This window comes from Serratia sp. A07, assembly GCF_058725505.1.
The window spans coordinates 38,694-57,896 of the sequence record NZ_JBZXDO010000019.1 but is presented as its reverse complement, the minus strand read 5'-3'; the positions used below and the strand labels follow the sequence as shown (position 1 = coordinate 57,896).

Genomic DNA, 19,203 nt, shown 5'->3' with positions numbered 1-19,203 from the left:
TGGGGGGCACTAGGGGCATGGCGTTGTAGACCGCGAGTTTACCATTCAACCGGCCAATTTTGATCATTATTCATCATCCAGCTTCCACGCGCCCGACGCGAGGCCTGTATGGTACGGATTGCGAGCAGGAATGCCAGCGGGTTTTATTGCTGCGGCTTACGCCGGCGGTAAAAGAACAGGGCGCGAATCACTCGCGCCCTGAAGGGATTACTCTGCGGCGGATTTTTCCGCCTTGCCGGCCAGCAGGCTGAGGAAGTCGTATTTCTCCTTCAGCTCTTTCTCGGCGGCCTGATACAGCGCGCTGGCCACTTCCGGCTGCTGTGAGTTCAGGCGGCGGAAACGCTGTTCTTTCAGCAGCGTTTCCGACAGGCTGCTGTTCGGCGGCCGGGAGTCCAGCGCCAATGCGGCCTTGCCCTCGGCGCTGCGGCGCGGATCGAAGCGGTACAGCGGCCAGAAGCCGGTGGCGGTCAGCTGTTTCATCTGATCGTGGCTGAGCGCCAGATCGTAGCCGTGCTCTTCGCACGGGCTGTAGGCGATGATCAGCGACGGGCCCGGATAGGCTTCGGCCTCCTGAATCGCTTTCACCGTTTGGTTAAGCTGCGCTCCCAGCGAGATCTGCGCGACGTAGACATGGCCGTACATCATCATGCTGACGCCCAAATCCTTGCGCGCCTTGCGCTTGCCGTGTTCACCGAACTTGGTCACCGCACCGAGCGGCGTGGCCTTCGACTGCTGGCCGCCGGTGTTGGAGTAACATTGGGTGTCGAGCACCAGCACGTTGACGTTTTCCGTCAGGCTGAGCACGTGATCCAAACCGCCGAAGCCGATGTCGTAGGCCCAACCGTCACCGCCGATCAGCCAGATGGATTTATCCACCAGGTAGTCGGCGTCGGCCGCCAGCTGGCGTGCGTCTTCGCCTTCGAGACTCGCCAACAGCGTACGCAGTTCGGCGATTTGCTTACGGCGCGGCTCCGGCGCCACGTCGTCCATCTGCAAGGCATTGACCAACTGCTCCGGCAGCTGCGGCGCCAGCGAATTCAGCAGGCGCAGCACCCGTGCGCGATGTTGATCGACCGTCAGACGGAAGCCCAGGCCGAATTCGGCGTTGTCTTCGAACAGCGAGTTGGCCCACGCGGGCCCGCGCCCTTCGGCGTTGGTGGTGTAAGGCGTGGTCGGTAGGTTGCCGCCGTAGATCGACGAACAGCCGGTGGCGTTGGCGATCAGCAAACGGTCGCCATAGAGCTGGGTCAACAGCTTGATGTACGGCGTTTCGCCGCAGCCGGAACAGGCGCCGGAATACTCGAACAGCGGCGTGATCAGCTGCGAGGTACGAATGTCGATGCGCTCCAGCTGCGCCGGATCGATTTCCGGCAGCTGCAGGAAGAAGTCGTAGTTGTCTTTCTCAGCCGTTAGATTATCGAGGCGCGAAGCCATGTTGATGGCCTTGATCTCCGGGTTCTGGCGATCTTTCGCCGGGCAGACCTCGACGCACAGGTTACAGCCGGTGCAATCTTCCGGCGCTACCTGCAGCACGTATTTCTGGCCTCGCATATCGCGCGCTTTGACATCCAGTGACTGCAGGGAAGCAGGGGCGTGCTCCATCTCCGCTGGCTGAACCACCTTGGCGCGAATGGCGGAGTGCGGGCAGGCGGCGACGCAGTGGTTGCACTGGGTGCACAGGTCGGGCTGCCATACCGGGATCTCTTCGGCGATGTTGCGCTTTTCCCATTGGGTGGTGCCCACCGGCCAGGTGCCGTCCGGCGGGAAGGCGGAAACCGGCAGCGCATCGCCCAGCCCGGCCAGCATCGCGGCGGTGACGGTTTTGACGAAGTCCGGCGCGGCGTCCGAGACCACCGGCGGACGCATCGGGCTGCTGGCGTCGACCGGCTGTAGCGGGATCTCGGTCAGCGCGGCGCGGGTGGCACCCAGCGCCTGCCAGTTGCGCTCGACGATCTCCTGGCCCTTGCTGCTGTAGCTGCGGGCGATGGCGTCCTGCAGCTGTTGCAGCGCCACGTCGCTCGGCAGGATCTGCGTCAGGTGGAAAAACGCCATCTGCATTACGGTGTTGATGCGCGCGCCGAGCCGGCATTCGCGCGCCAGCTTGGCGGCGTTGATGATATAGAAACGCGCCTGGCGTTGGTGCAACAGCGCCTGAACCTCCTGCGGCAGGCGCGACCAGACCTCGTCGGCGCCGTAAGGGGTATTGAGCAGGAAGGTGCCGCCGGGCTTCAGGCGTTCAACCATTTGGTACTTATCGATAAATTGCAGCTGGTGGCAGCCGACGAAGTCCGCGCGGCTGACCAGGTAGGCCGAGTTGATCGGCTGCTCGCTGACGCGCAGGTGCGACACCGTCAGGCCGCCGGCCTTTTTGGAGTCGTAGACGAAATAGCCCTGGGCATACAGCGGCGTGGCGTTGCCGATGATCTTGATGTTGTTCTTGGTGGCCGAGACCGAGCCGTCGCTGCCCAAACCGTAGAACAGCGCTTCCAGCGAGGCGCGCTGTGGCAGGATTTCGTCGCTCAGCGGCAGCGAAAGCCCGGTGACATCATCGAAGATGCCGACGGTAAAGCGCGGGCGCGGCTGCGGCTGGGCCAGCTCGCGGAACACCGCCAGCGCGCAGTCCGGGCCGAACTCTTTCGACGACAGCCCGTAACGGCCGCCGATCACCCGCGGCAGCGTGGCGCGTTCACCCCGGCTGTAGGCTTCCGCCAGCGCGGTCATCACGTCCAGATACAGCGGTTCGGCCAGCGCGCCCGGCTCTTTGGTGCGATCGAGCACCGCGACGCTGCGCACGCTGTCCGGCAGGGCGCTGAGCAGATACTGGGCGGAGAACGGCCGGAACAGGCGCACCTTCAGCACGCCGACTTTCTCGCCGCGGGTCAGCAGGGTGTCAATCACCTCTTCGCAGGTGCCGGCGGCGGAACCCATCACCACCACCACGCGCTCGGCCTGCGGGTGGCCGTAATAGTCGAACGGCCGATAGTGGCGGCCGGTAAGGGCGGCGAAGGCCGCCATGGCGTCGATCACGTGCTGGCCGGTGGCGTCATACCACGGGTTGGTGGCTTCGCGCGATTGGAAATAGGTGTCCGGGTTGGCCGAAGTGCCGCGCACCACCGGATGATCCGGCGACAGCGCCCGGCTGCGGTGAGCGTCGATCGCCGCCTGCGGCAGCATTTGCCGCAGCGTATCGTCGCTGAGCGGCACGATCTTGTTGATTTCGTGCGAGGTGCGGAAGCCGTCGAAGAAATGGATAAACGGCACGCGTGCGTTGAGGGTGGCGGTCTGAGAGATCAGCGCGAAGTCCTGCGCCTCCTGCACGTTGCCGGCACACAGCATGGCGCAGCCGGTCTGGCGCACCGCCATTACGTCCGAATGGTCGCCGAAGATAGACAGCGCGTGCGTGGCCACGGTGCGCGCGGCGACGTGCAGCACGAACGGCGTCAGCTCGCCGGCCAGCTTGTACAGCGTCGGGATCATCAGCAGCAGGCCCTGCGATGAAGTGAACGAGGTTGACAGCGCGCCGGTTTGCAAGGCGCCGTGCACGGTGGCGATCGCGCCGCCTTCCGACTGCATTTCCACCACCCGGGGGATGTCGCCCCAGATGTTTTGCCGGCCATCGCCGGACCAGGCATCCGCCTGTTCCGCCATGGTGGAACTCGGCGTGATAGGGTAGATGGCAATCACTTCGTTGGTGCGATAGGCCACGGAAGCGACTGCATTATTACCATCTGTAGTTATCATCGACGTTACCTTTTCATTGCTCACAAAGCCGCGAAAGCGCACTTTCGCAGTAATGGAAAAAAGTCTAACAGAGGGTTTGAACATGGCTTTATCGTGTTTGTGTGGCGGGTGATAAATCGTCAAAGGCGTATTTCCTCGCCGATTGGGTGCCGGCGGCAATAAATTGTTTTCACCGTTTAAAGACAATTTATTTCCGGCGCGTCATAATTGCGCATCGGCAAACTGACAGAAGAAAACCATGAGCGCATTTATGTATTTGACGATGGCGATAGTCGCGGAAGTGATCGCCACCACCATGTTGAAAGCCTCCGAAGGCTTTACCCGCCTGTGGCCGTCGCTGCTGGTGGTGCTGGGCTACGGCGTGGCATTTTGGGGGCTGTCGATGGTGGTCAAGAGCATGCCGCTGGGCATCGTCTATGCGATCTGGTCGGGCATGGGCATCGTGCTGGTGTCGGTCGCGGCGGTATTCGTTTATCAGCAAAAATTGGATTGGCCGGCGATCGTCGGTATGGGATTAATTATTGCCGGCGTGCTGGTGATTAATTTACTGTCCAAAGCTTCGGTGCACTGAGTGTTATTTTAATGTGAAAAAAGGCCGGCGTGACAGCAAGTCGCGCCGGTTGAAGAATTCAGCCATCATTCACTGAAAATAGTGGAATGCTAATTACTTAGCGCCGCCAGCATAGACGCAAATATCCTCCTCTCCGGTAGCAAAAAATGCGCCGTCATACTGAAAGCACGCGAAGATAATGAATACCGATATTGCGGGAGAAATCTCCCCGTCGGCAGCAGTGACGTTATCACTTTCTGCGTGCGGCCAGGGCCGGGTAGCGGGTGGCGCCGTCACGTTTGGCACCGCGCGCCGGTGTGGAAATATTCTGCAAACAAAATAAATGTCCGGCCGGCGCAAAAAAACGATAAATAATGGCTGGAATATATTTTCATTATTTATATATCGAGCTAGATTAAACAAGTTTGCATCAAAGATAGCGAAACGTGTCCGCCAAGTGACGCGCGTTATCAGCAATGGCGATTTTACACAGCGCAGTTCCGGGTTCAGGAGTGGGATAATGACGACATCAAAATGGCTGCTTGCCAGCGCCGTGCTGCTTTTAGCCGCCTGCAGCAGCAATAACGAAGAGCCAGTACAGCAGGGCAACAGTGCCAGAATCAATACGTTGCAGACCAGCGCCGGTTGCGCGGCGGTCGGCGGCGTCACCACCATTGCGCACAACCTGAACGGTGAAGCGCTGCGCATGTGCCAAATGCCGAACGGCAAGCAGTGCGAAGAACGCACGCTGGGCCTGGGCAGCTGCGCCGGGTAAGCCCGCGGCGCCAGGCCCAGCGTGCAGGATCAATACACCCAATCGCGCAGGGTATAGATAAGCGTGTGGCCGCTGCCGTTGAGCGTCAGCTGCTGGGCGTTTAGCGTCACTTCGGCGCCGTTTTCGAGCACGGTGCCGATCACCCGATCCCAGCGGTTGCGCTGTTCATCAGGGCACAGCCTGCGCGTCATGGCCAGCGGTTTCACCGTCAGCACGCCGTCGCGTAATTGCCCCTGGCCAAAGAAGCGGTTGCACATCGTGCCGGAGACATGCAGGCTCTCGCCGAACTCCAGATTGAGCAGGCCGCCACCCGCCGGTGATTTCGCCGTTTCGCCATCCACGCTCTGCAACACAAAGTTGTGATGTAACAGATCGCCTGGCGTGACGGCCGTGTGTGGTTTCATGCTGCACCCCGCTAAGGCCAGCGCCGCAAGGGCGGCTACCGTGGTTTTTCTCATCGCGTTCTCTCAAATAAACAGGGCGCCGCAAGGGCGCCCCGAGGTTACGCTCAGGCGTTCAACTGGTTCGGGCAGGCTTCGCCGCGTTCCAGCTGGCTGATGTTCTGCAGCGTGGTTTGCGAAATGCTGGTCAGCGCCTCTTCGGTCAGGAAGGCCTGATGGCCGGTAAACAGCACGTTGTGGCAGGCCGAGAGGCGGCGGAACACGTCGTCCTGAATCACGTCGTTCGACTTGTCTTCGAAGAACAGATCGCGTTCGTTCTCGTAAACGTCCATCCCCAGCGCGCCGATTTTCTGCTGCTTCAGCGCGTCGATGGCGGCGGTGGAGTCGATCAGCGCGCCGCGGCTGGTGTTGATCACCATCACGCCGTTTTTCATCATCGCGAAAGCGTCGGCATTCAGCAGATGGTGGTTTTCCGGCGTCAGCGGGCAGTGCAGGGTGATCACGTCGGACTGCGCGTACAGCGTTTTCAGATCGACATACTCCGCGCCCAGTTCCAGCGCCTGTTCGCTCGGGAAGGGATCGTAGGCCAGCAGCTTCATGCCAAAGCCTTTCAGAATGCGCATCGTCGCCACGCCGATTTTACCGGTGCCGATCACCCCGGCGGTGCGGTTATGCATGTTAAAGCCGATCAGCCCTTCCAGCGAGAAGTTGGCGTCGCGGGTGCGTTGATAGGCGCGGTGAATACGGCGGTTCAGGCACATCATCATGCCTACCGCGTGCTCTGCCACGGCCTCCGGCGAATAGGCGGGCACGCGCACCACCTTGATGCCCAGTTCTTGGGCGGCGTCCAGATCGACGTTATTAAAACCGGCGCAGCGCAGGGCGAGAATTTCGACGCCCAGCGCCGCTAGTTCTTCGAGCACTTCACGGCTGCCGTCATCGTTAACGAAGAGGCACACCGCCTTGCAACCGGCGGCCGTTTTGGCGGTTTTTTTACTGAGTAAAAAGTCGAAGAATTCCAGCTCGTAGCCAAACTGCTGATTCACCAGTTCGAGATATTTACGGTCATACTGTTTAGTACTGTATATCGCCAATTTCATCGTGGTTTCTCCACCGTGATTTTGTGATCAATTTAACAGATTTTAGTAAATTCGACAATTGGTTAGCAGTTTGTCCCGCACGGGGGGTGTTCGATCAGACAGGGGAGTGAAACCGGCCCGCATTGGGCCGGTTCACTCGATGTTAGCGAGCGATTTCCGTGTAATGATGCTCATCATAGTCATGGGTCAAATACCCGTTGACGGCATCGTTAAAGGCGATCCAATGCGGTGTTTTCTGGTGCGCCGAAAGCGCCGCCTTATCGTCCCAGTTTTCGATCAGCGCATAGCTGTTTTCATCGTTCTGGCATTGCCAAAGCTGGTAAAAAGAGCAGCCGGTTTCTTTATTGGATTCCTGCACCATGGTGTTGAGCAGGCTGAGAAACGCGGGGCGCTTGTCCGGGTTGACCTGAAAAAAGACGTTAAGCGTGATCATGATTTATTTCCTCGGTCGATAATGAAACTGGAATTTCCAGGGGCAGCGTTGTGCTGACAGCGAGGATTTTACGGACTTGATGGCTGACTAAAAGTGAAATACAGTTCGTTAATCATTCACTTTTGGTGAAGGTTTGATATGTTTAAACGTGCCCAGTTAGCCACCTTTTGCATGGTGGTTGAGTCGGAGAGTCTCACGGCAGCGGCGGAGAGGTTGTTTTGCGTGCCCTCTAACGTGACCAAGAAATTAAAAGAGTTGGAAACGGCGTGTGGCGTTACGCTATTTGATCGTGAGCGCAATCGGTTGTCGCTCACGCCGGAAGGCCGAGCGCTTTACCATAAGGCCAAGCGCTTTTTGGCTATCGAAGAGCGGGCGCGAGCGCAGCTTGAACAGGATCCGGTGCAGGGCGAACTGAAGCTTGGCGCGCTTGATATCGCCTTGAGTCATCATCTGCCGCAAAAGTTGGCGCATTACCGTGCGCAGAACCGCCGCGTTCAGTTGAGCGTGGTGCAGGGCTATTCGCTGGATCTGGAGTTTCAATTGCAAAAAGGAACTCTGGACGTGGTGTTTTCAGATGGGCCGATAGAACATCCGCAGCTGCAGAGCCGGCGTGCTTTTCAGGAGCGTTTGGTCTTCATTGGCGGGGCGTATCAGCCAGCGTTGTTGGCAAGAAGCGATCTCTATGTTTATTCGCGGCAATGCCACTATCGCCATCTGGTGGACGCCTGGCTGCAGAAGCAGCAAATCATCCCCGCCGCGCTGCTGGAGGTGGAATGCTACGACGTGATATTCGCCTGCGTCACCGCGGGGTTGGGGTATGCGTTTGTCCCTGAAAGCCTGGCGCGACAGCGGGAGGTTGCGTATATCGAGTGCGGTAATGAAATGCGCAGCGATATTTATGCTATCTGGCGTAAAGCGAGCGACAGCCGCATAGTTCAGGCTTTTATTGAGGCCGTGATTTGAAATTAGCGGCAAAAAAATCCCCACGGGGGTGTGGGGAATGGCTTCTCTAGTACACAGTTAGCTAGCAGCTAAACTTTTATTAGAATGATTGCAAGACTATTAATCATCAACGGTAACGACAATAACAAAAGTCTGAAAACTGTCCTATTTATGTGATGTATATGTAACGAAAATCTACAACCCCGCACACGTTTGCGCCAAAAAGGTGCAAATCGCTTCTGGAACCGCACTCAGCTTCACCCTATGTCAAATTCGTGCCATCATTATTGTCAATTCAGGCATAGACTTAACGAATGCCTAACTCAGGAACAAGCAATCATTTAATGACCAGGCGATTGAAAGTATTCATAGGGACGGTGGCGGGCTGTGCAATTCTGGTGTTGGCGTTGTGGCAAACCCTGCCGCGCTGGCTGCCGGGAGTGCTATCGCATTGGTTACCGGCGGGGAGCCGGCTGGAATTGCAGGGCAATTTGCACTGGCGCCAGGGCGGCCTGGCGTTGGCGGGGGCGCGTTTCACCGCGGAAGATTGCCTGCTGGCCAACGTCGGGCCGACGCGGCTGGCTTATCACCAGGGCCGCTGGCAGCTGTCGAGCGATAAGGTCAGCGTCGACAGCGCCTGTTTGTCAAAACTCCCGGGCGGCGACGCCAACAGCGCGCCGCTGGCGCTCGATCAACTGCAGCGGGAGCTGCCGTCGCTGGATCTCACCCTTAATGACCTGACGCTCATTCCCTGGCAGCGCTATGCCGGCAAGCTGCAGCTTTCCTCCGGCCCTGACGGGCAACGCCTACATTATCAGGGGCCGAATCTCAGCGCCGAGGCGCAGCTGGATGAAAAACAGCAGCTGACGTTGCAAAGTCTGACCATCGTCCCGCCCAACAGCGCGCAACCGCTACACCTCGCCGGCAAGATAACCATTCCGCTGGATTTGGCCAGCCTGCCGACGCAGGGGGCGTTGCAGGGGGAAATGCAGACCGCCTATCTGGAAAAACCGTTGTTGCTGGACATGCGTTGGCAACAGCAGCAGGGCATGTTGACGGTGAGCGAAAAAGGCGACGATCGCCCGCTGGCGGTGTTGCCGTGGGAAGTCGCGCCGCAGCGGCTCAGCATCAAGCAGGGCGAGTGGCGTTGGCCGTACAGCGGGCAGCCGTTGAACGGCGGCCTGAACATCGCGCTGCATGACTGGAGCAAAGGGTGGGATGAAACGGAGATCAGCGCGCGGCTGAACGTGATCACCGCCGGCCACAACGGCAAGGGCAATGCGGTGCTCACCCTCGGGCCGGGCAAGGTAGGGTTGACCGACAGCGATCTGCGCTTCCAGCTGACCGGCCAGGCCAATCTGGCCGATTTCTCCACCACCGCGTCGATCCCGGGCGTGATTGGCGGCAGCATTCTTAATCCGACGCTGGTGCTGCAGCCGGGGTCGCTCCTGCGCCTGTGGGGCAAGGTGACGCCGGAAATGAAGCTGGAGGAGGCGCGTTTACCGCTGGCGGGCGTGAAGGTGACCGCCGCCGGTATCACCGGCCGCCTGCAGGCGATTTTGAGCGCCAGCGACAGTTATTGGGGGCGCTTCAAGCTGCACCTGGACGGCCAGGCGCAGGATTTCTGGCCGGACAAGGGTGACTGGCAGTGGCGCTACTGGGGCAATGGCCGGTTGCCGCCGCTGCAGGCCGCCTGGGACGTTGCCGGCAGCGGCCGCTGGCAGGACAGCGAGCTGGTGCTCGACAAACTCTCCACCGGCTTCGACAAATTAAAGTACGGTCTGGTGACGGTCGCCGCGCCGCGCCTGAGCCTCAACCAACCGCTGCGCTGGCGGCGCGATGAACAAAACCCGCAGTTCAACGGCGAGCTGCAGCTGGCGGCAGATAAGGTCAGCTTCAGCGACGGCGGCCATCTGCCGGCGCCGGTGCTGGCGCTGCAGCTGAACGGCCGTTCGCCGGACAGTTTCCAGCTGCAGGGCAAACTGCAGGCGCAGCAGATCGGGCCGATCGCGCTGCGCGGCCGCTGGGACGGCGAACGCCTGCGTGGCGAAGGCTGGTGGCCGAAACAGTCGCTGAAGGTCTTCCAGCCGCTGCTCGCGCCGGATCTCAATCTCACGCTGCGCGAGGGCGAGTTTTATGCGCAGTCGGCGTTTTCCGCCGCCCGCGAGCAGGGCTTCGAAGCCGGCGGCCACTGGGTGGTGAAAAACGGCGGCATGTGGCTGAAGGACGGCGAAATGAGCGGTCTGGATTTCATCCTGTCGTACCGGTTCAAGCAGCATCAGTGGCTGCTGGGTGCCAAACAGCCGGTATCGCTGCGCATCAAGTCCTTCACCAACCTGTTCGAGATGCAGAACATTTCCGCCGATCTGCAGGGCACTTATCCCTACAGCGAAAGGCAGCCGCTGACGTTGAGCAACGTCGGCGTGGACATGCTCAACGGACATATCAGCCTGTCGGCGCTGCGGTTGCCGCAGCATGACGCCGCGGTGCTGAAGCTGGACAAGGTCGATCTCAGCGCGCTGTTCACCGCCCTGAAACCGAAGCAGTTCGCCATGTCCGGCCGCGTCGACGGCGAGCTGCCGCTGTTCCTGAACCACCCGAAATGGCTGGTGCAGAACGGCTGGATCGCCAACGCCGGCACGTTGACGCTGCGGCTTGACAAAGACATGGCCGACGCCATCGGCAGCAACAACCTGGCGACCGGCGCGGCGATCGACTGGCTGCGCTATATGGAAATCAACCGTTCGCACGCCCGGGTCGATCTCGATAACCTGGGCGAGCTGACGCTGAGCGCGCGCATCGACGGCATCAACCCGCAGAAGAGCGCCAAGCGCGAGGTGATCCTGAACTATCGCCATCAGGAAAACGTGTTTCAGCTGTGGCGCAGTTTGCGCTTCGGCGACAATTTACAGGAGTGGCTGGAGCAGGCCCTCTCACAACCTGGGGAACAACAATGAAAATCATGAGTGTGCCGGCGCTGGCAGCGGTGCTGTGCGTTTCGCTGCTGAGCGGCTGCGTGCCGCGCATCGAGGTGGCGACGCCGAAGGATCCGATCACCATCAATATGAACGTCAAGATCGAGCATGAAATTCATATCAAGGTGGATAAGGACGTCGAAAACCTGCTGAAAACCCAAAGCGGTCTGTTCTAGGAGCCGACATGAAAAAACGTTATTTGTGGCTGGCCGGCGCCGCCTGGTTGTTCAGCGGCGTGGTGATGGCGCTGACGCTGGATGAGGCGAAGCAGCAAGGGCGGGTAGGCGAAACCCTGAGCGGCTACATTGCGCCGGTGAAGCAGGACGCGGAAACGCTGGCGCTGGTGAAGCGCATCAACGCCGGCCGCGCCGAGAAGTATCAGGAAGTGGCGGACGGCAACCACATCGCCGTTGACGAAGTGGCGCGCATGGCCGGGCAGAAGCTAGTGACGCGGGCGCAGAGCGGTGAGTATGTGCGCGGCATCAACGGCCAGTGGCTGCAGAAATAAAAAAAAAAGCGCGCCGTCTGGCGCGCCAAGAGATACGGATAGATGATTATTATGAGGGTAGTGCAGGTTTGACAGGACGTGCGTCTTGTCCGGCAGGGGCGTGGCGCCCCTGCGCAGGGTCTTAGGCAGCAACCACCTGAGACAGGGCCGCCTTGGCGTCTTCCTGGGCTTTGGTCGCCACTTCCGGGCCGTAGGCGATGCCTTCCGCGAAGACGAACTCCACGTCGGTGATGCCGATGAAGCCCAGGAACAGACGCAGGTAAGGTTCTACCAGGTCGGTTGGAGTGCCTTTGTGGATGCCGCCGCGGCTGGTCAGGATCACGGCGCGTTTGTTTTTCACCAGGCCTTCCGGACCGTTTTCGGTGTAGCGGAAGGTTACGCCGGCGCGGGCAACCAGATCGAAATAGTTTTTCAGCTGGGTCGGGATGTTGAAATTGTACATCGGCGCGGCAATCACGATGACGTCATTGGCCTGCAGCTCGGCGATCAGCTCGTCCGACAGGGCCAGCGCTTCTTGTTGACGCGGGGTCAACGGAGCATCGGAAGGACGCAGCGCGCCGACCAGCTCACCGTCCAGCACCGGGATTGGCTGCGCGGCCAGATCGCGTACGGTGATGGTGTCGCCGCTGTGGGCGTTGCTCCATTGCTCTACGAAGAAATCGGCCAGTTGGTTAGACTGAGAGTAGGTCGCCAGGATGCTTGATTTCAGAACCAATACTTTGCTCATCGATAATTCCTTACGTTGTGACAGTGACATCAGGACTCAGCGTCCCTTGCATGAAGTACATGCTATTCACATTCCCCCAACAGTGATAGCGCAATATTTCGAGATCTTCGTTCGATTTTATTGAATGATATGGCGACGCTTTACTCGCGGAAGTAGGGGGAGAAAGCCGTTTGTGATAGGCTGTGCGGCTAAAGTAAAAAAATCGCTAAAAAAACACCAAACCGTTGCTAAGCCTGGCCTTGGCGGCGAAGAAACAAGGAACACCGAACGTGAAATCTCCGCTCGAGGCACTGCCGGCCCAACTGGGTGAGCTGATGCTCCGCGATCAACAACGCCTGCGTCGTCGCCTGCAGGGCGCACGAAAAATCAAAAATCCCGATGCCCAGCTGGCGGTTGCCGCCGAAGTAGAAAGCGACATCGCGGCGGCGCGGCAAAAAGTGCAGGCGCGCGCCGCGTCTTGCCCGCGCATTACCTATCCGGAAAGCCTGCCGGTCAGCCAAAAAAAGCAGGACATTTTAAACGCCATTCGCGATCACCAGGTGGTGATCGTCGCCGGGGAAACCGGCTCGGGGAAAACCACCCAGCTGCCGAAGATCTGCCTGGAACTGGGGCGCGGGGTGAAAGGGCTGATCGGCCATACCCAGCCGCGCCGCCTGGCGGCGCGCACCGTTGCCAACCGCATCGCCGACGAGCTGGAAACCCCGCTCGGCGGCAGCGTCGGCTACAAGGTGCGCTTCAACGATCAGGTGGGGGAAAATACCCTGGTCAAGCTGATGACCGACGGTATCTTGCTGGCGGAAATTCAGCAGGACCGCCTGCTGATGCAGTACGACACGCTGATCATCGATGAAGCGCACGAGCGCAGCCTCAATATCGACTTTATTCTCGGCTACCTGCGCGAACTGTTGCCGAAGCGCCCGGATCTGAAGGTGATCATTACCTCGGCGACCATCGATCCGCAGCGCTTCTCGCGCCATTTCAACAATGCGCCGATCATCGAGGTTTCCGGCCGCACCTACCCGGTGGAGGTACGCTACCGCCCGGTGGTCGACGACGGCGACGATACCGATCGCGATCAGCTGCAGGCGATTTTCGATGCGGTGGACGAGCTTGGGCGCGAAGGGCCGGGCGACATTCTGATCTTCATGAGCGGCGAGCGCGAGATCCGCGATACCGCCGACGCCCTGAACCGCCTCAATCTGCCGCATACCGAGGTGCTGCCGCTGTATGCGCGCCTGTCGAACAGCGAGCAGAACCGGGTATTCCAGTCGCACCACGGCCGGCGCATCGTGCTGGCCACCAACGTGGCGGAAACCTCGCTGACGGTGCCGGGCATCAAGTACGTCATCGATCCGGGCACCGCGCGCATCAGCCGTTACAGTTTCCGCACCAAGGTGCAGCGCTTGCCGATCGAACCGGTGTCGCAGGCCTCCGCCAACCAGCGTAAAGGGCGCTGCGGTCGCGTATCGGAAGGGGTGTGCATCCGTCTGTACTCCGAGCAGGATTTCCTCTCGCGGCCGGCGTTTACCGATCCGGAAATTCTGCGCACCAACCTGGCGTCGGTCATTCTGCAGATGACCTCGCTGGGGCTGGGCGACATCGCCGCGTTTCCGTTCGTCGAGGCGCCGGACAAGCGTAATATTCAGGATGGCGTGCGCCTGCTGGAAGAGCTGGGGGCGATCGCCACCGCCGATAACGGCCACTATCAGCTGACGCCGCAGGGCCGCCAGCTGGCGCAGTTGCCTATCGACCCGCGTTTGGCGCGCATGGTGCTGGAGGCGCAGAAGAGCGGCAGCGTACGCGAGGTAATGATCATCACCGCCGCGCTGTCGATTCAGGATCCGCGTGAGCGCCCGATGGACAAGCAGCAGGCCTCGGATGAAAAACACCGCCGCTTTGCCGACAAGGACTCGGACTTCCTGGCGTTCGTCAACCTGTGGGATTATCTGCAGGAGCAGCAAAAAGCGAACTCTTCCAGCCAGTTCCGCCGGCTGTGCCGCAACGATTTCCTCAACTACCTGCGGGTGCGCGAGTGGCAGGATATCTATACCCAGCTGCGCCAGGTGGCGAAAGAGCTGGGGCTGCCGATCAACAGCACGCCTTCCGACTATCGCAGCGTGCACACCGCGTTGCTGACCGGCTTGCTGTCGCACATTGGCCAGAAGGATGCGGACAAGCAGGAATTTACCGGCGCGCGCAACGCCCGCTTCTCGATCTTCCCCGGCTCCGGCCTGTTCAAGAAGCCGCCGAAATGGACCATGGTGGCCGAACTGGTGGAAACCAGCCGCCTGTGGGGGCGCATCGCCGCGCGCATTGAACCGGAATGGATTGAGCCGCTGGCTCAGCACCTGGTGAAACACAGCTACAGCGAGCCGCACTGGTCGAAATCGCAGGGGGCGGTGATGGCCAGTGAAAAGGTCACGCTGTTCGGTCTGCCGATCGTCGCGGCGCGCCAGGTCAATTACGGCGCCATCGATCCGCTGCTGTGCCGCGAGCTGTTTATCCGCCATGCGCTGGTGGAGGGCGACTGGCAGACTCGCCACGCCTTCTTCCGCGAAAACCAAAAGCTGCGCGCCGAAGTGGAAGAGCTGGAGCATAAATCGCGCCGCCGCGACATTTTGGTGGACGACGAAACGCTGTTCGGCTTCTACGATCGCCGCATCCCCAACGACGTGGTTTCCGGCCGTCATTTCGATAGCTGGTGGAAGAGCGCGGCCAAACAGCAGCCGGACCTGCTGAACTTCGAAAAAGAGATGCTGATCAAGGACGGCGCCAACAAAATCAGCGCGCTCGACTACCCGAACTTCTGGCATCAGGGCAACCTCAAGCTGCGGCTGAGCTACCAGTTCGAACCGGGCACCGACGCCGACGGCGTGACGGTGCACATTCCGTTGCCGATCCTCAACCAGGTGGAGGAGCAGGGCTTTGAATGGCAGATCCCCGGCATCCGCCGCGAGCTGGTGATTGCGCTGATCAAATCGCTGCCGAAGCCGGTGCGCCGCAACTTCGTGCCGGCACCGAACTACGCCGAGGCGTTCCTTGGCCGCGTCACTGCGCTGGAATTGCCGCTGCTGGACGCGCTGGAGCGCGAGCTGCGCCGCATGACCGGCGTGACCGTGTCACGTGATGATTGGCAGTGGGATCAGGTGCCCGATCACCTGAAGATGACCTTCCGCGTGGTGGGCGAGAAAAACCAGACGCTGCGCGAAGGCAAAGACCTGGCCGCGTTGCGCCTGCAGCTGAAAGAGAAAGTGCAGGAGACGCTGTCGGCGGTGGCCGACGACGGGCTGGAGCAGAGCAATCTGCATGTCTGGAGCTTTGGCCAACTGCCGGCGTTTTACGAGCAGAAGCGCGGCGGCTATTCGATGAAGGCTTACCCGGCGCTGGTGGATGAAAAGGACAGCGTGGCGATCCGCCTGTTCGACAGCGAAAGCGAGCAGCAACAGGCGATGTGGCAGGGCACGCGCCGCCTGCTGTTGCTGAATATTCCTTCGCCGATCAAATACCTGCATGAAAAGCTGCCGAACAAGGCCAAGCTGGGGCTCTATTTCAACCCGTACGGCAAGGTGCTGGAGCTGATCGACGACTGCATTTCGTGTGGCATCGACAAGTTGATCGCCGAACACGGCGGCCCGGTCTGGCAAGAGGAAGGCTTTGCCCGCCTGCAGGAGCAGATCCGCGCCGAGCTGAACGACACGGTCGTCGAGGTGGCCAAGCAGGTTGAGCAGATCCTGACGGCGGTCTTCAACATCAACAAACGGCTGAAAGGCCGGGTGGACATGTCGTTGGCGCTGGCGCTGTCGGACATCAAGACCCAGCTCGGCGGGTTGGTCTACCGCGGTTTCGTGACCGGCAACGGCTGGAAACGCCTGCCGGACACGCTGCGTTACCTGCAGGCGATCGAACGCCGGTTGGAAAAACTGGCTATCGATCCGCACCGCGATCGCGCGCAGATGCTGCGGGTGGAGCAGGTGCAGCAGGCCTGGCAGCAGTGGCTGAACAAGCTGCCGCCGAAGCGACAGCAGGAGGAAGAGGTAAAAGCGGTGCGCTGGATGATCGAAGAGCTGCGCGTCAGCCTGTTCGCGCAGCAGTTGGGCACGCCTTACCCGATCTCCGACAAGCGTATTTTGCAAACTATCGAGCAGCTTTCGGGCTAAGCTCAGGTGTGCCGGCCGGCAAGCGGCCGGCACACCACAGGCTCAACAGACCGCACAGCAGCAGCGTGGCGGCCAAATCCTGCCCGCGCGCCGCGATCGTCAACCCCAGGCCGATCAGCAGATAGTACAGCAGCCCGAATAACGCGCCGGCAGTGCCGAGTTGCTCCCGGTAGCGGGTCAGCGCCTGGCTCAGCACATTCGGGATAGCCAACCCGAACGCCAGTATCACCAGCGCGCAGGGAAGCAGCATCCACAGGCTGTGTTGCCACCAGAACAATGCCACGCCGCTGGCCACCGCCAGCAACCCGCCCAGCAGGATCTGACGCTTGGCGCTGACGCCGCGCGCCAGCAGGTGGCGGTTCAACAGCGCTCCCGCCAGGCTGCCCAGCGCCAGCATCACGCCCGAGTAGCCAAACTGCTGGCTGCTCAACCCCAGCCTTTCGAACATGAACGGCGCCAGGCTGAAGTAGCTGAACACCATGATATTGAAGCTGGCGACCAGCAGTGCCGAACACCAGATGTGCCGATCGCGCAGCATCGTCGTCAGGGCAATGCCCGGTGCGGCGGCCGTTGCGGTCTGCCGCTGCCGCGTTTCCGGCAATGTGCCGTAGCTCCACAGCAGCAGCGCCAGCGCCCAGGCCGCCTGTGCGATGAAGATCGCCGCGCTGCCGCCCCAGGCGACCAGCGCGCCGCCGGCAAACATTCCCAGCAGCGGGCTGATGGAAAGCGCGATGCCGACCAGCGCGAACATGCGCCCCAGCGCCGGGCCTTGATAGACGTCACGCAGCATGGTTTGCGTGACGATGGAACCGACCGCGGCACCGAAGGCGATCAGCGCACGGGCGGCCAGCAACAGCGTGAAGCTGCCGCTCAGCAGCGCGATGCCGGCGCCGACCAGATAGAGCACCAGGCCGGCCAGCATCGCCGGACGGCGGCCGAACCGATCGCAGAAGGCTCCCCAAAAGGCGACGCCGAGGGCGAAGGCGAAGAAATAGATGGATAACGTCTGCCCGGCCTGCGCGGCGCTGATGCCGAAATCGCTGCGGATGGCGGTAAGCGCCGGGCTGTACAGCGTTTCCAGGATCTGCGGCGTCATGATGGCGGTGACGAGCAGCGGTAAAGATAAGCGTTGCATGATGCACATTCTCCCTAAAAGTTAATGCGGCCAGTATAGGGAGCGACGCTTTGTTCGATTACAATTATTAGGACAAAAAACAACGGATATAGGACAATCTGATGGCGCTGATTCAACAGCATCACCCGTTCGACCCGGATCGGCTGCCGGCACCGGTGCTCGGCATTGCGGCCGAACTGGCGGAGCACGACTCCGGGCTGCATTGGCATCAGCGCTCGCAGCTGCTGTATGCGCCGCAGGGGTGCATGACGGTCACGTTGGCGCAGCAGTGGCTGATTCTGCCGCCGACGCGCGGCGTCTGGATACCGGGCGGCATTGCGCATCGGGTGCAGCTGCGCGGCCGCGTCGCGTATCGCTCGCTGTATTTCGACCCGGTGCTGACCGCCGCCATGCCGCCACAGGCTGCGGTGCTGGCGGTGAACCCGCTGCTGGCGGCGATCGTCGAGCGCATCGCGCACTGGCCGCTGGACTCTGCGTTGGCGCAGCCCCAGGCGCGCGATTTGCTGGCGGTGCTGATCAATGAGCTGAGCGAGGCGCAGCGCGAGAATACCCAGCTGCGGTTGCCGCAGGATAGGCGTCTTGCCGCCTGGCTGGCCACGCTGCCGGAGAGTGACGAATTGCCGGGGTTGGCGGCGTTGGCGCAGCGCTTGAATCTGCACGCCAAAACGTTGACGCGGCTGTTTGTGCGGGAAACCGGCCTGAGCTATCAGCAGTGGTGCCAGCAGTGGCGGTTGATGCGCGCGATCGAACTGCTGGCGACGTTGCCGTCGGTCAGCGCGGTGGCGCAGCGGTTGGGGTTTTCCAGCGACAGCGCGTTTATCGCCTTTTTCCGTCAGTTCACCGGCACCACGCCGCGGCGCTATATGCAAGGGGGCTGAAAAGCACAACGGCGCATAATGCGCCGCTGAGAGAGGATTATTTGCCTGCGGCCAGGGCGTCCAGCGCTTCGCGGATGCCGGGTACCGCCAGGGCGCGGTTATCGGCGCGATAGCGATCTTTCGCCGCCGGCGCCGAACTTTGGATGGCGATCAGCTGCCAGCCGTCGGCGGTTTTCAACAGCAGCGGTGAACCGCTGTCGCCGGGCAGGGTATCACATTGGTGCGACAGTACGCCTTGCTGGGCCCAGCCGGTCACCTTGCAGTTTTGGTGGCTGTAAAGGTCATCCAGATGATCTTCCGGGTAACCCGCCTGAGTAATCAGCCGTTTGGCCTGTTTCAGGGCCTGGGTCAGCGCCTTGCTGTCGCCTTGCCACAGCGGCAACGGTGCGATCGGCAGCGGCTTTTTGTCTTTCAGACGGATCAGCGCAAAGTCATAGGCGGCGGCGGCGGGCGGCACAATCCAGCCATCACCGTCCGGCTTCAGCTTTTTGCCCAGTTTGCTGTCGACCAGGGTCTCGATATTGCCGGTTTGATACTGCCAGGATTTATCGCCTGCCACGAAGCGTAGCGCGATGGCTTTATCCAGTTGTCCGGGTGGTGCCAGTACGCAGTGGCCGGCGGTCAACGCCAGGTGCGGGGAGATCAGCGTGGCGGTGCACAGATTACCGCTGGCGGTTTCGACCTGGCCGATGGCCTGCCACGGCTGGGCGGCGGTATCCGTGACCTTGATTCGTTCATCTTTGCCGAAAAACAGACGCGTTTGCTCGGCCTTGGACGGGCCGTCGGCGCGTGCCGCCTGAGCAGCGATGAGCGGGAGTGAGCACAGCAACAGTAAAACGGATATGCGCATAGATCTCTTGCCTGACAAATACGGATCATCC

The 19,203-nt window shown here is 60.8% G+C and carries 15 protein-coding genes; 8 read left to right on the top strand and 7 right to left on the bottom strand.

Annotated elements, in window-relative coordinates; all coding sequences use genetic code 11:
• Positions 1-207 precede the first annotated feature (207 nt).
• A complete protein-coding gene (nifJ, locus tag AC4PR2_RS18030; RefSeq protein WP_336948141.1) occupies positions 208-3,741 on the bottom strand; it encodes a pyruvate:ferredoxin (flavodoxin) oxidoreductase in 3,534 nt (1,177 codons plus the stop codon).
• Positions 3,742-3,979: 238 nt separating this feature from the next.
• Between nifJ and ssmE the strand changes: the two genes are divergently transcribed.
• Together ssmE and AC4PR2_RS18020 are read left to right on the top strand one after the other, a co-directional pair.
• Entirely contained in the window at positions 3,980-4,312 is a 333-nt protein-coding gene (ssmE, locus tag AC4PR2_RS18025) for a multidrug efflux SMR transporter SsmE (RefSeq protein WP_004930487.1), read from the top strand.
• Between the two features lie 499 nt (positions 4,313-4,811).
• On the top strand, positions 4,812-5,066 hold the full coding sequence (locus AC4PR2_RS18020; protein WP_015377999.1) for a DUF333 domain-containing protein: 255 nt from the start codon (positions 4,812-4,814) through the stop codon (positions 5,064-5,066).
• Positions 5,067-5,095: 29 nt separating this feature from the next.
• Here AC4PR2_RS18020 and hslJ read toward each other — a convergent pair whose 3' ends face one another.
• The 3 genes from hslJ to AC4PR2_RS18005 form a co-directional block, all read right to left on the bottom strand.
• The gene (hslJ, locus tag AC4PR2_RS18015) at positions 5,096-5,524 is read right to left on the bottom strand and encodes a heat shock protein HslJ (RefSeq protein WP_087762735.1); all 429 of its coding nucleotides are present in this window, start codon (positions 5,522-5,524) and stop codon (positions 5,096-5,098) included.
• A gap of 50 nt (positions 5,525-5,574) precedes the next feature.
• The gene (locus AC4PR2_RS18010) at positions 5,575-6,567 is read right to left on the bottom strand and encodes a 2-hydroxyacid dehydrogenase (RefSeq protein WP_038880333.1); all 993 of its coding nucleotides are present in this window, start codon (positions 6,565-6,567) and stop codon (positions 5,575-5,577) included.
• 142 nt (positions 6,568-6,709) lie between these two features.
• Positions 6,710-7,000 (bottom strand): putative quinol monooxygenase, encoded by a 291-nt coding sequence (locus AC4PR2_RS18005; protein WP_060439845.1) that lies wholly within the window; start codon positions 6,998-7,000, stop codon positions 6,710-6,712.
• A 138-nt stretch (positions 7,001-7,138) separates the two neighbouring features.
• Between AC4PR2_RS18005 and AC4PR2_RS18000 the strand changes: the two genes are divergently transcribed.
• From AC4PR2_RS18000 to AC4PR2_RS17985, 4 genes are all read left to right on the top strand, one after another.
• A complete protein-coding gene (locus tag AC4PR2_RS18000) occupies positions 7,139-7,963 on the top strand; it encodes a LysR family transcriptional regulator (protein ID WP_084827737.1) in 825 nt (274 codons plus the stop codon).
• A 323-nt stretch (positions 7,964-8,286) separates the two neighbouring features.
• On the top strand, positions 8,287-10,899 hold the full coding sequence (locus tag AC4PR2_RS17995; RefSeq protein ID WP_337046677.1) for a YdbH family protein: 2,613 nt from the start codon (positions 8,287-8,289) through the stop codon (positions 10,897-10,899).
• On the top strand, positions 10,896-11,093 hold the full coding sequence (locus tag AC4PR2_RS17990; RefSeq protein WP_038880327.1) for a YnbE family lipoprotein: 198 nt from the start codon (positions 10,896-10,898) through the stop codon (positions 11,091-11,093). The genes AC4PR2_RS17995 and AC4PR2_RS17990 overlap by 4 nt, the downstream gene beginning before the upstream one ends.
• An 8-nt stretch (positions 11,094-11,101) precedes the next feature.
• Positions 11,102-11,425, top strand: coding sequence for a YdbL family probable chaperone protein (locus AC4PR2_RS17985; protein WP_060418625.1), 324 nt, complete (start codon positions 11,102-11,104; stop codon positions 11,423-11,425).
• 121 nt (positions 11,426-11,546) lie between these two features.
• Here the strand turns inward: AC4PR2_RS17985 and azoR are convergent, their stop codons facing one another.
• Positions 11,547-12,152, bottom strand: coding sequence for an FMN-dependent NADH-azoreductase (gene azoR, locus AC4PR2_RS17980; protein WP_019452650.1), 606 nt, complete (start codon positions 12,150-12,152; stop codon positions 11,547-11,549).
• Between the two features lie 269 nt (positions 12,153-12,421).
• Between azoR and hrpA the strand changes: the two genes are divergently transcribed.
• Positions 12,422-16,309, top strand: coding sequence for an ATP-dependent RNA helicase HrpA (hrpA, locus tag AC4PR2_RS17975; protein ID WP_346420413.1), 3,888 nt, complete (start codon positions 12,422-12,424; stop codon positions 16,307-16,309).
• Here the strand turns inward: hrpA and AC4PR2_RS17970 are convergent.
• Positions 16,287-17,444, bottom strand: a complete 1,158-nt coding sequence (locus AC4PR2_RS17970) for an MFS transporter (protein WP_197803416.1) — start codon at positions 17,442-17,444, stop codon at positions 16,287-16,289. The two genes, hrpA and AC4PR2_RS17970, sit on opposite strands and share 23 nt — an antisense overlap.
• Before the next feature lie 101 nt (positions 17,445-17,545).
• Here AC4PR2_RS17970 and AC4PR2_RS17965 point away from each other — a divergent pair, with 101 nt between their 5' ends.
• Entirely contained in the window at positions 17,546-18,322 is a 777-nt protein-coding gene (locus tag AC4PR2_RS17965; protein WP_060439848.1) for an AraC family transcriptional regulator, read from the top strand.
• Between the two features lie 37 nt (positions 18,323-18,359).
• Here the strand turns inward: AC4PR2_RS17965 and AC4PR2_RS17960 are convergent, their stop codons facing one another.
• Positions 18,360-19,172 (bottom strand): trypsin-like serine peptidase, encoded by an 813-nt coding sequence (locus AC4PR2_RS17960; protein WP_049198285.1) that lies wholly within the window; start codon positions 19,170-19,172, stop codon positions 18,360-18,362.
• Positions 19,173-19,203 lie beyond the last annotated feature (31 nt).

Bases quoted from the DNA above. Each gene is read 5' to 3' on its own strand.
- AC4PR2_RS17960 (WP_049198285.1), bottom strand. From the start codon at position 19,172: ATGCGCATATCCGTTTTACTGTTGCTGTGCTCACTCCCGCTCATCGCT.
- azoR (WP_019452650.1), bottom strand. From the start codon at position 12,152: ATGAGCAAAGTATTGGTTCTGAAATCAAGCATCCTGGCGACCTACTCT.
- AC4PR2_RS17965 (WP_060439848.1), top strand. From the start codon at position 17,546: ATGGCGCTGATTCAACAGCATCACCCGTTCGACCCGGATCGGCTGCCG.
- AC4PR2_RS17990 (WP_038880327.1), top strand. From the start codon at position 10,896: ATGAAAATCATGAGTGTGCCGGCGCTGGCAGCGGTGCTGTGCGTTTCG.
- AC4PR2_RS17970 (WP_197803416.1), bottom strand. From the start codon at position 17,444: ATGCAACGCTTATCTTTACCGCTGCTCGTCACCGCCATCATGACGCCG.
- AC4PR2_RS18010 (WP_038880333.1), bottom strand. From the start codon at position 6,567: ATGAAATTGGCGATATACAGTACTAAACAGTATGACCGTAAATATCTC.
- AC4PR2_RS17985 (WP_060418625.1), top strand. From the start codon at position 11,102: ATGAAAAAACGTTATTTGTGGCTGGCCGGCGCCGCCTGGTTGTTCAGC.
- AC4PR2_RS18000 (WP_084827737.1), top strand. From the start codon at position 7,139: ATGTTTAAACGTGCCCAGTTAGCCACCTTTTGCATGGTGGTTGAGTCG.
- nifJ (WP_336948141.1), bottom strand. From the start codon at position 3,741: ATGATAACTACAGATGGTAATAATGCAGTCGCTTCCGTGGCCTATCGC.
- AC4PR2_RS18020 (WP_015377999.1), top strand. From the start codon at position 4,812: ATGACGACATCAAAATGGCTGCTTGCCAGCGCCGTGCTGCTTTTAGCC.
- hslJ (WP_087762735.1), bottom strand. From the start codon at position 5,524: ATGAGAAAAACCACGGTAGCCGCCCTTGCGGCGCTGGCCTTAGCGGGG.
- ssmE (WP_004930487.1), top strand. From the start codon at position 3,980: ATGAGCGCATTTATGTATTTGACGATGGCGATAGTCGCGGAAGTGATC.
- AC4PR2_RS18005 (WP_060439845.1), bottom strand. From the start codon at position 7,000: ATGATCACGCTTAACGTCTTTTTTCAGGTCAACCCGGACAAGCGCCCC.
- AC4PR2_RS17995 (WP_337046677.1), top strand. From the start codon at position 8,287: ATGACCAGGCGATTGAAAGTATTCATAGGGACGGTGGCGGGCTGTGCA.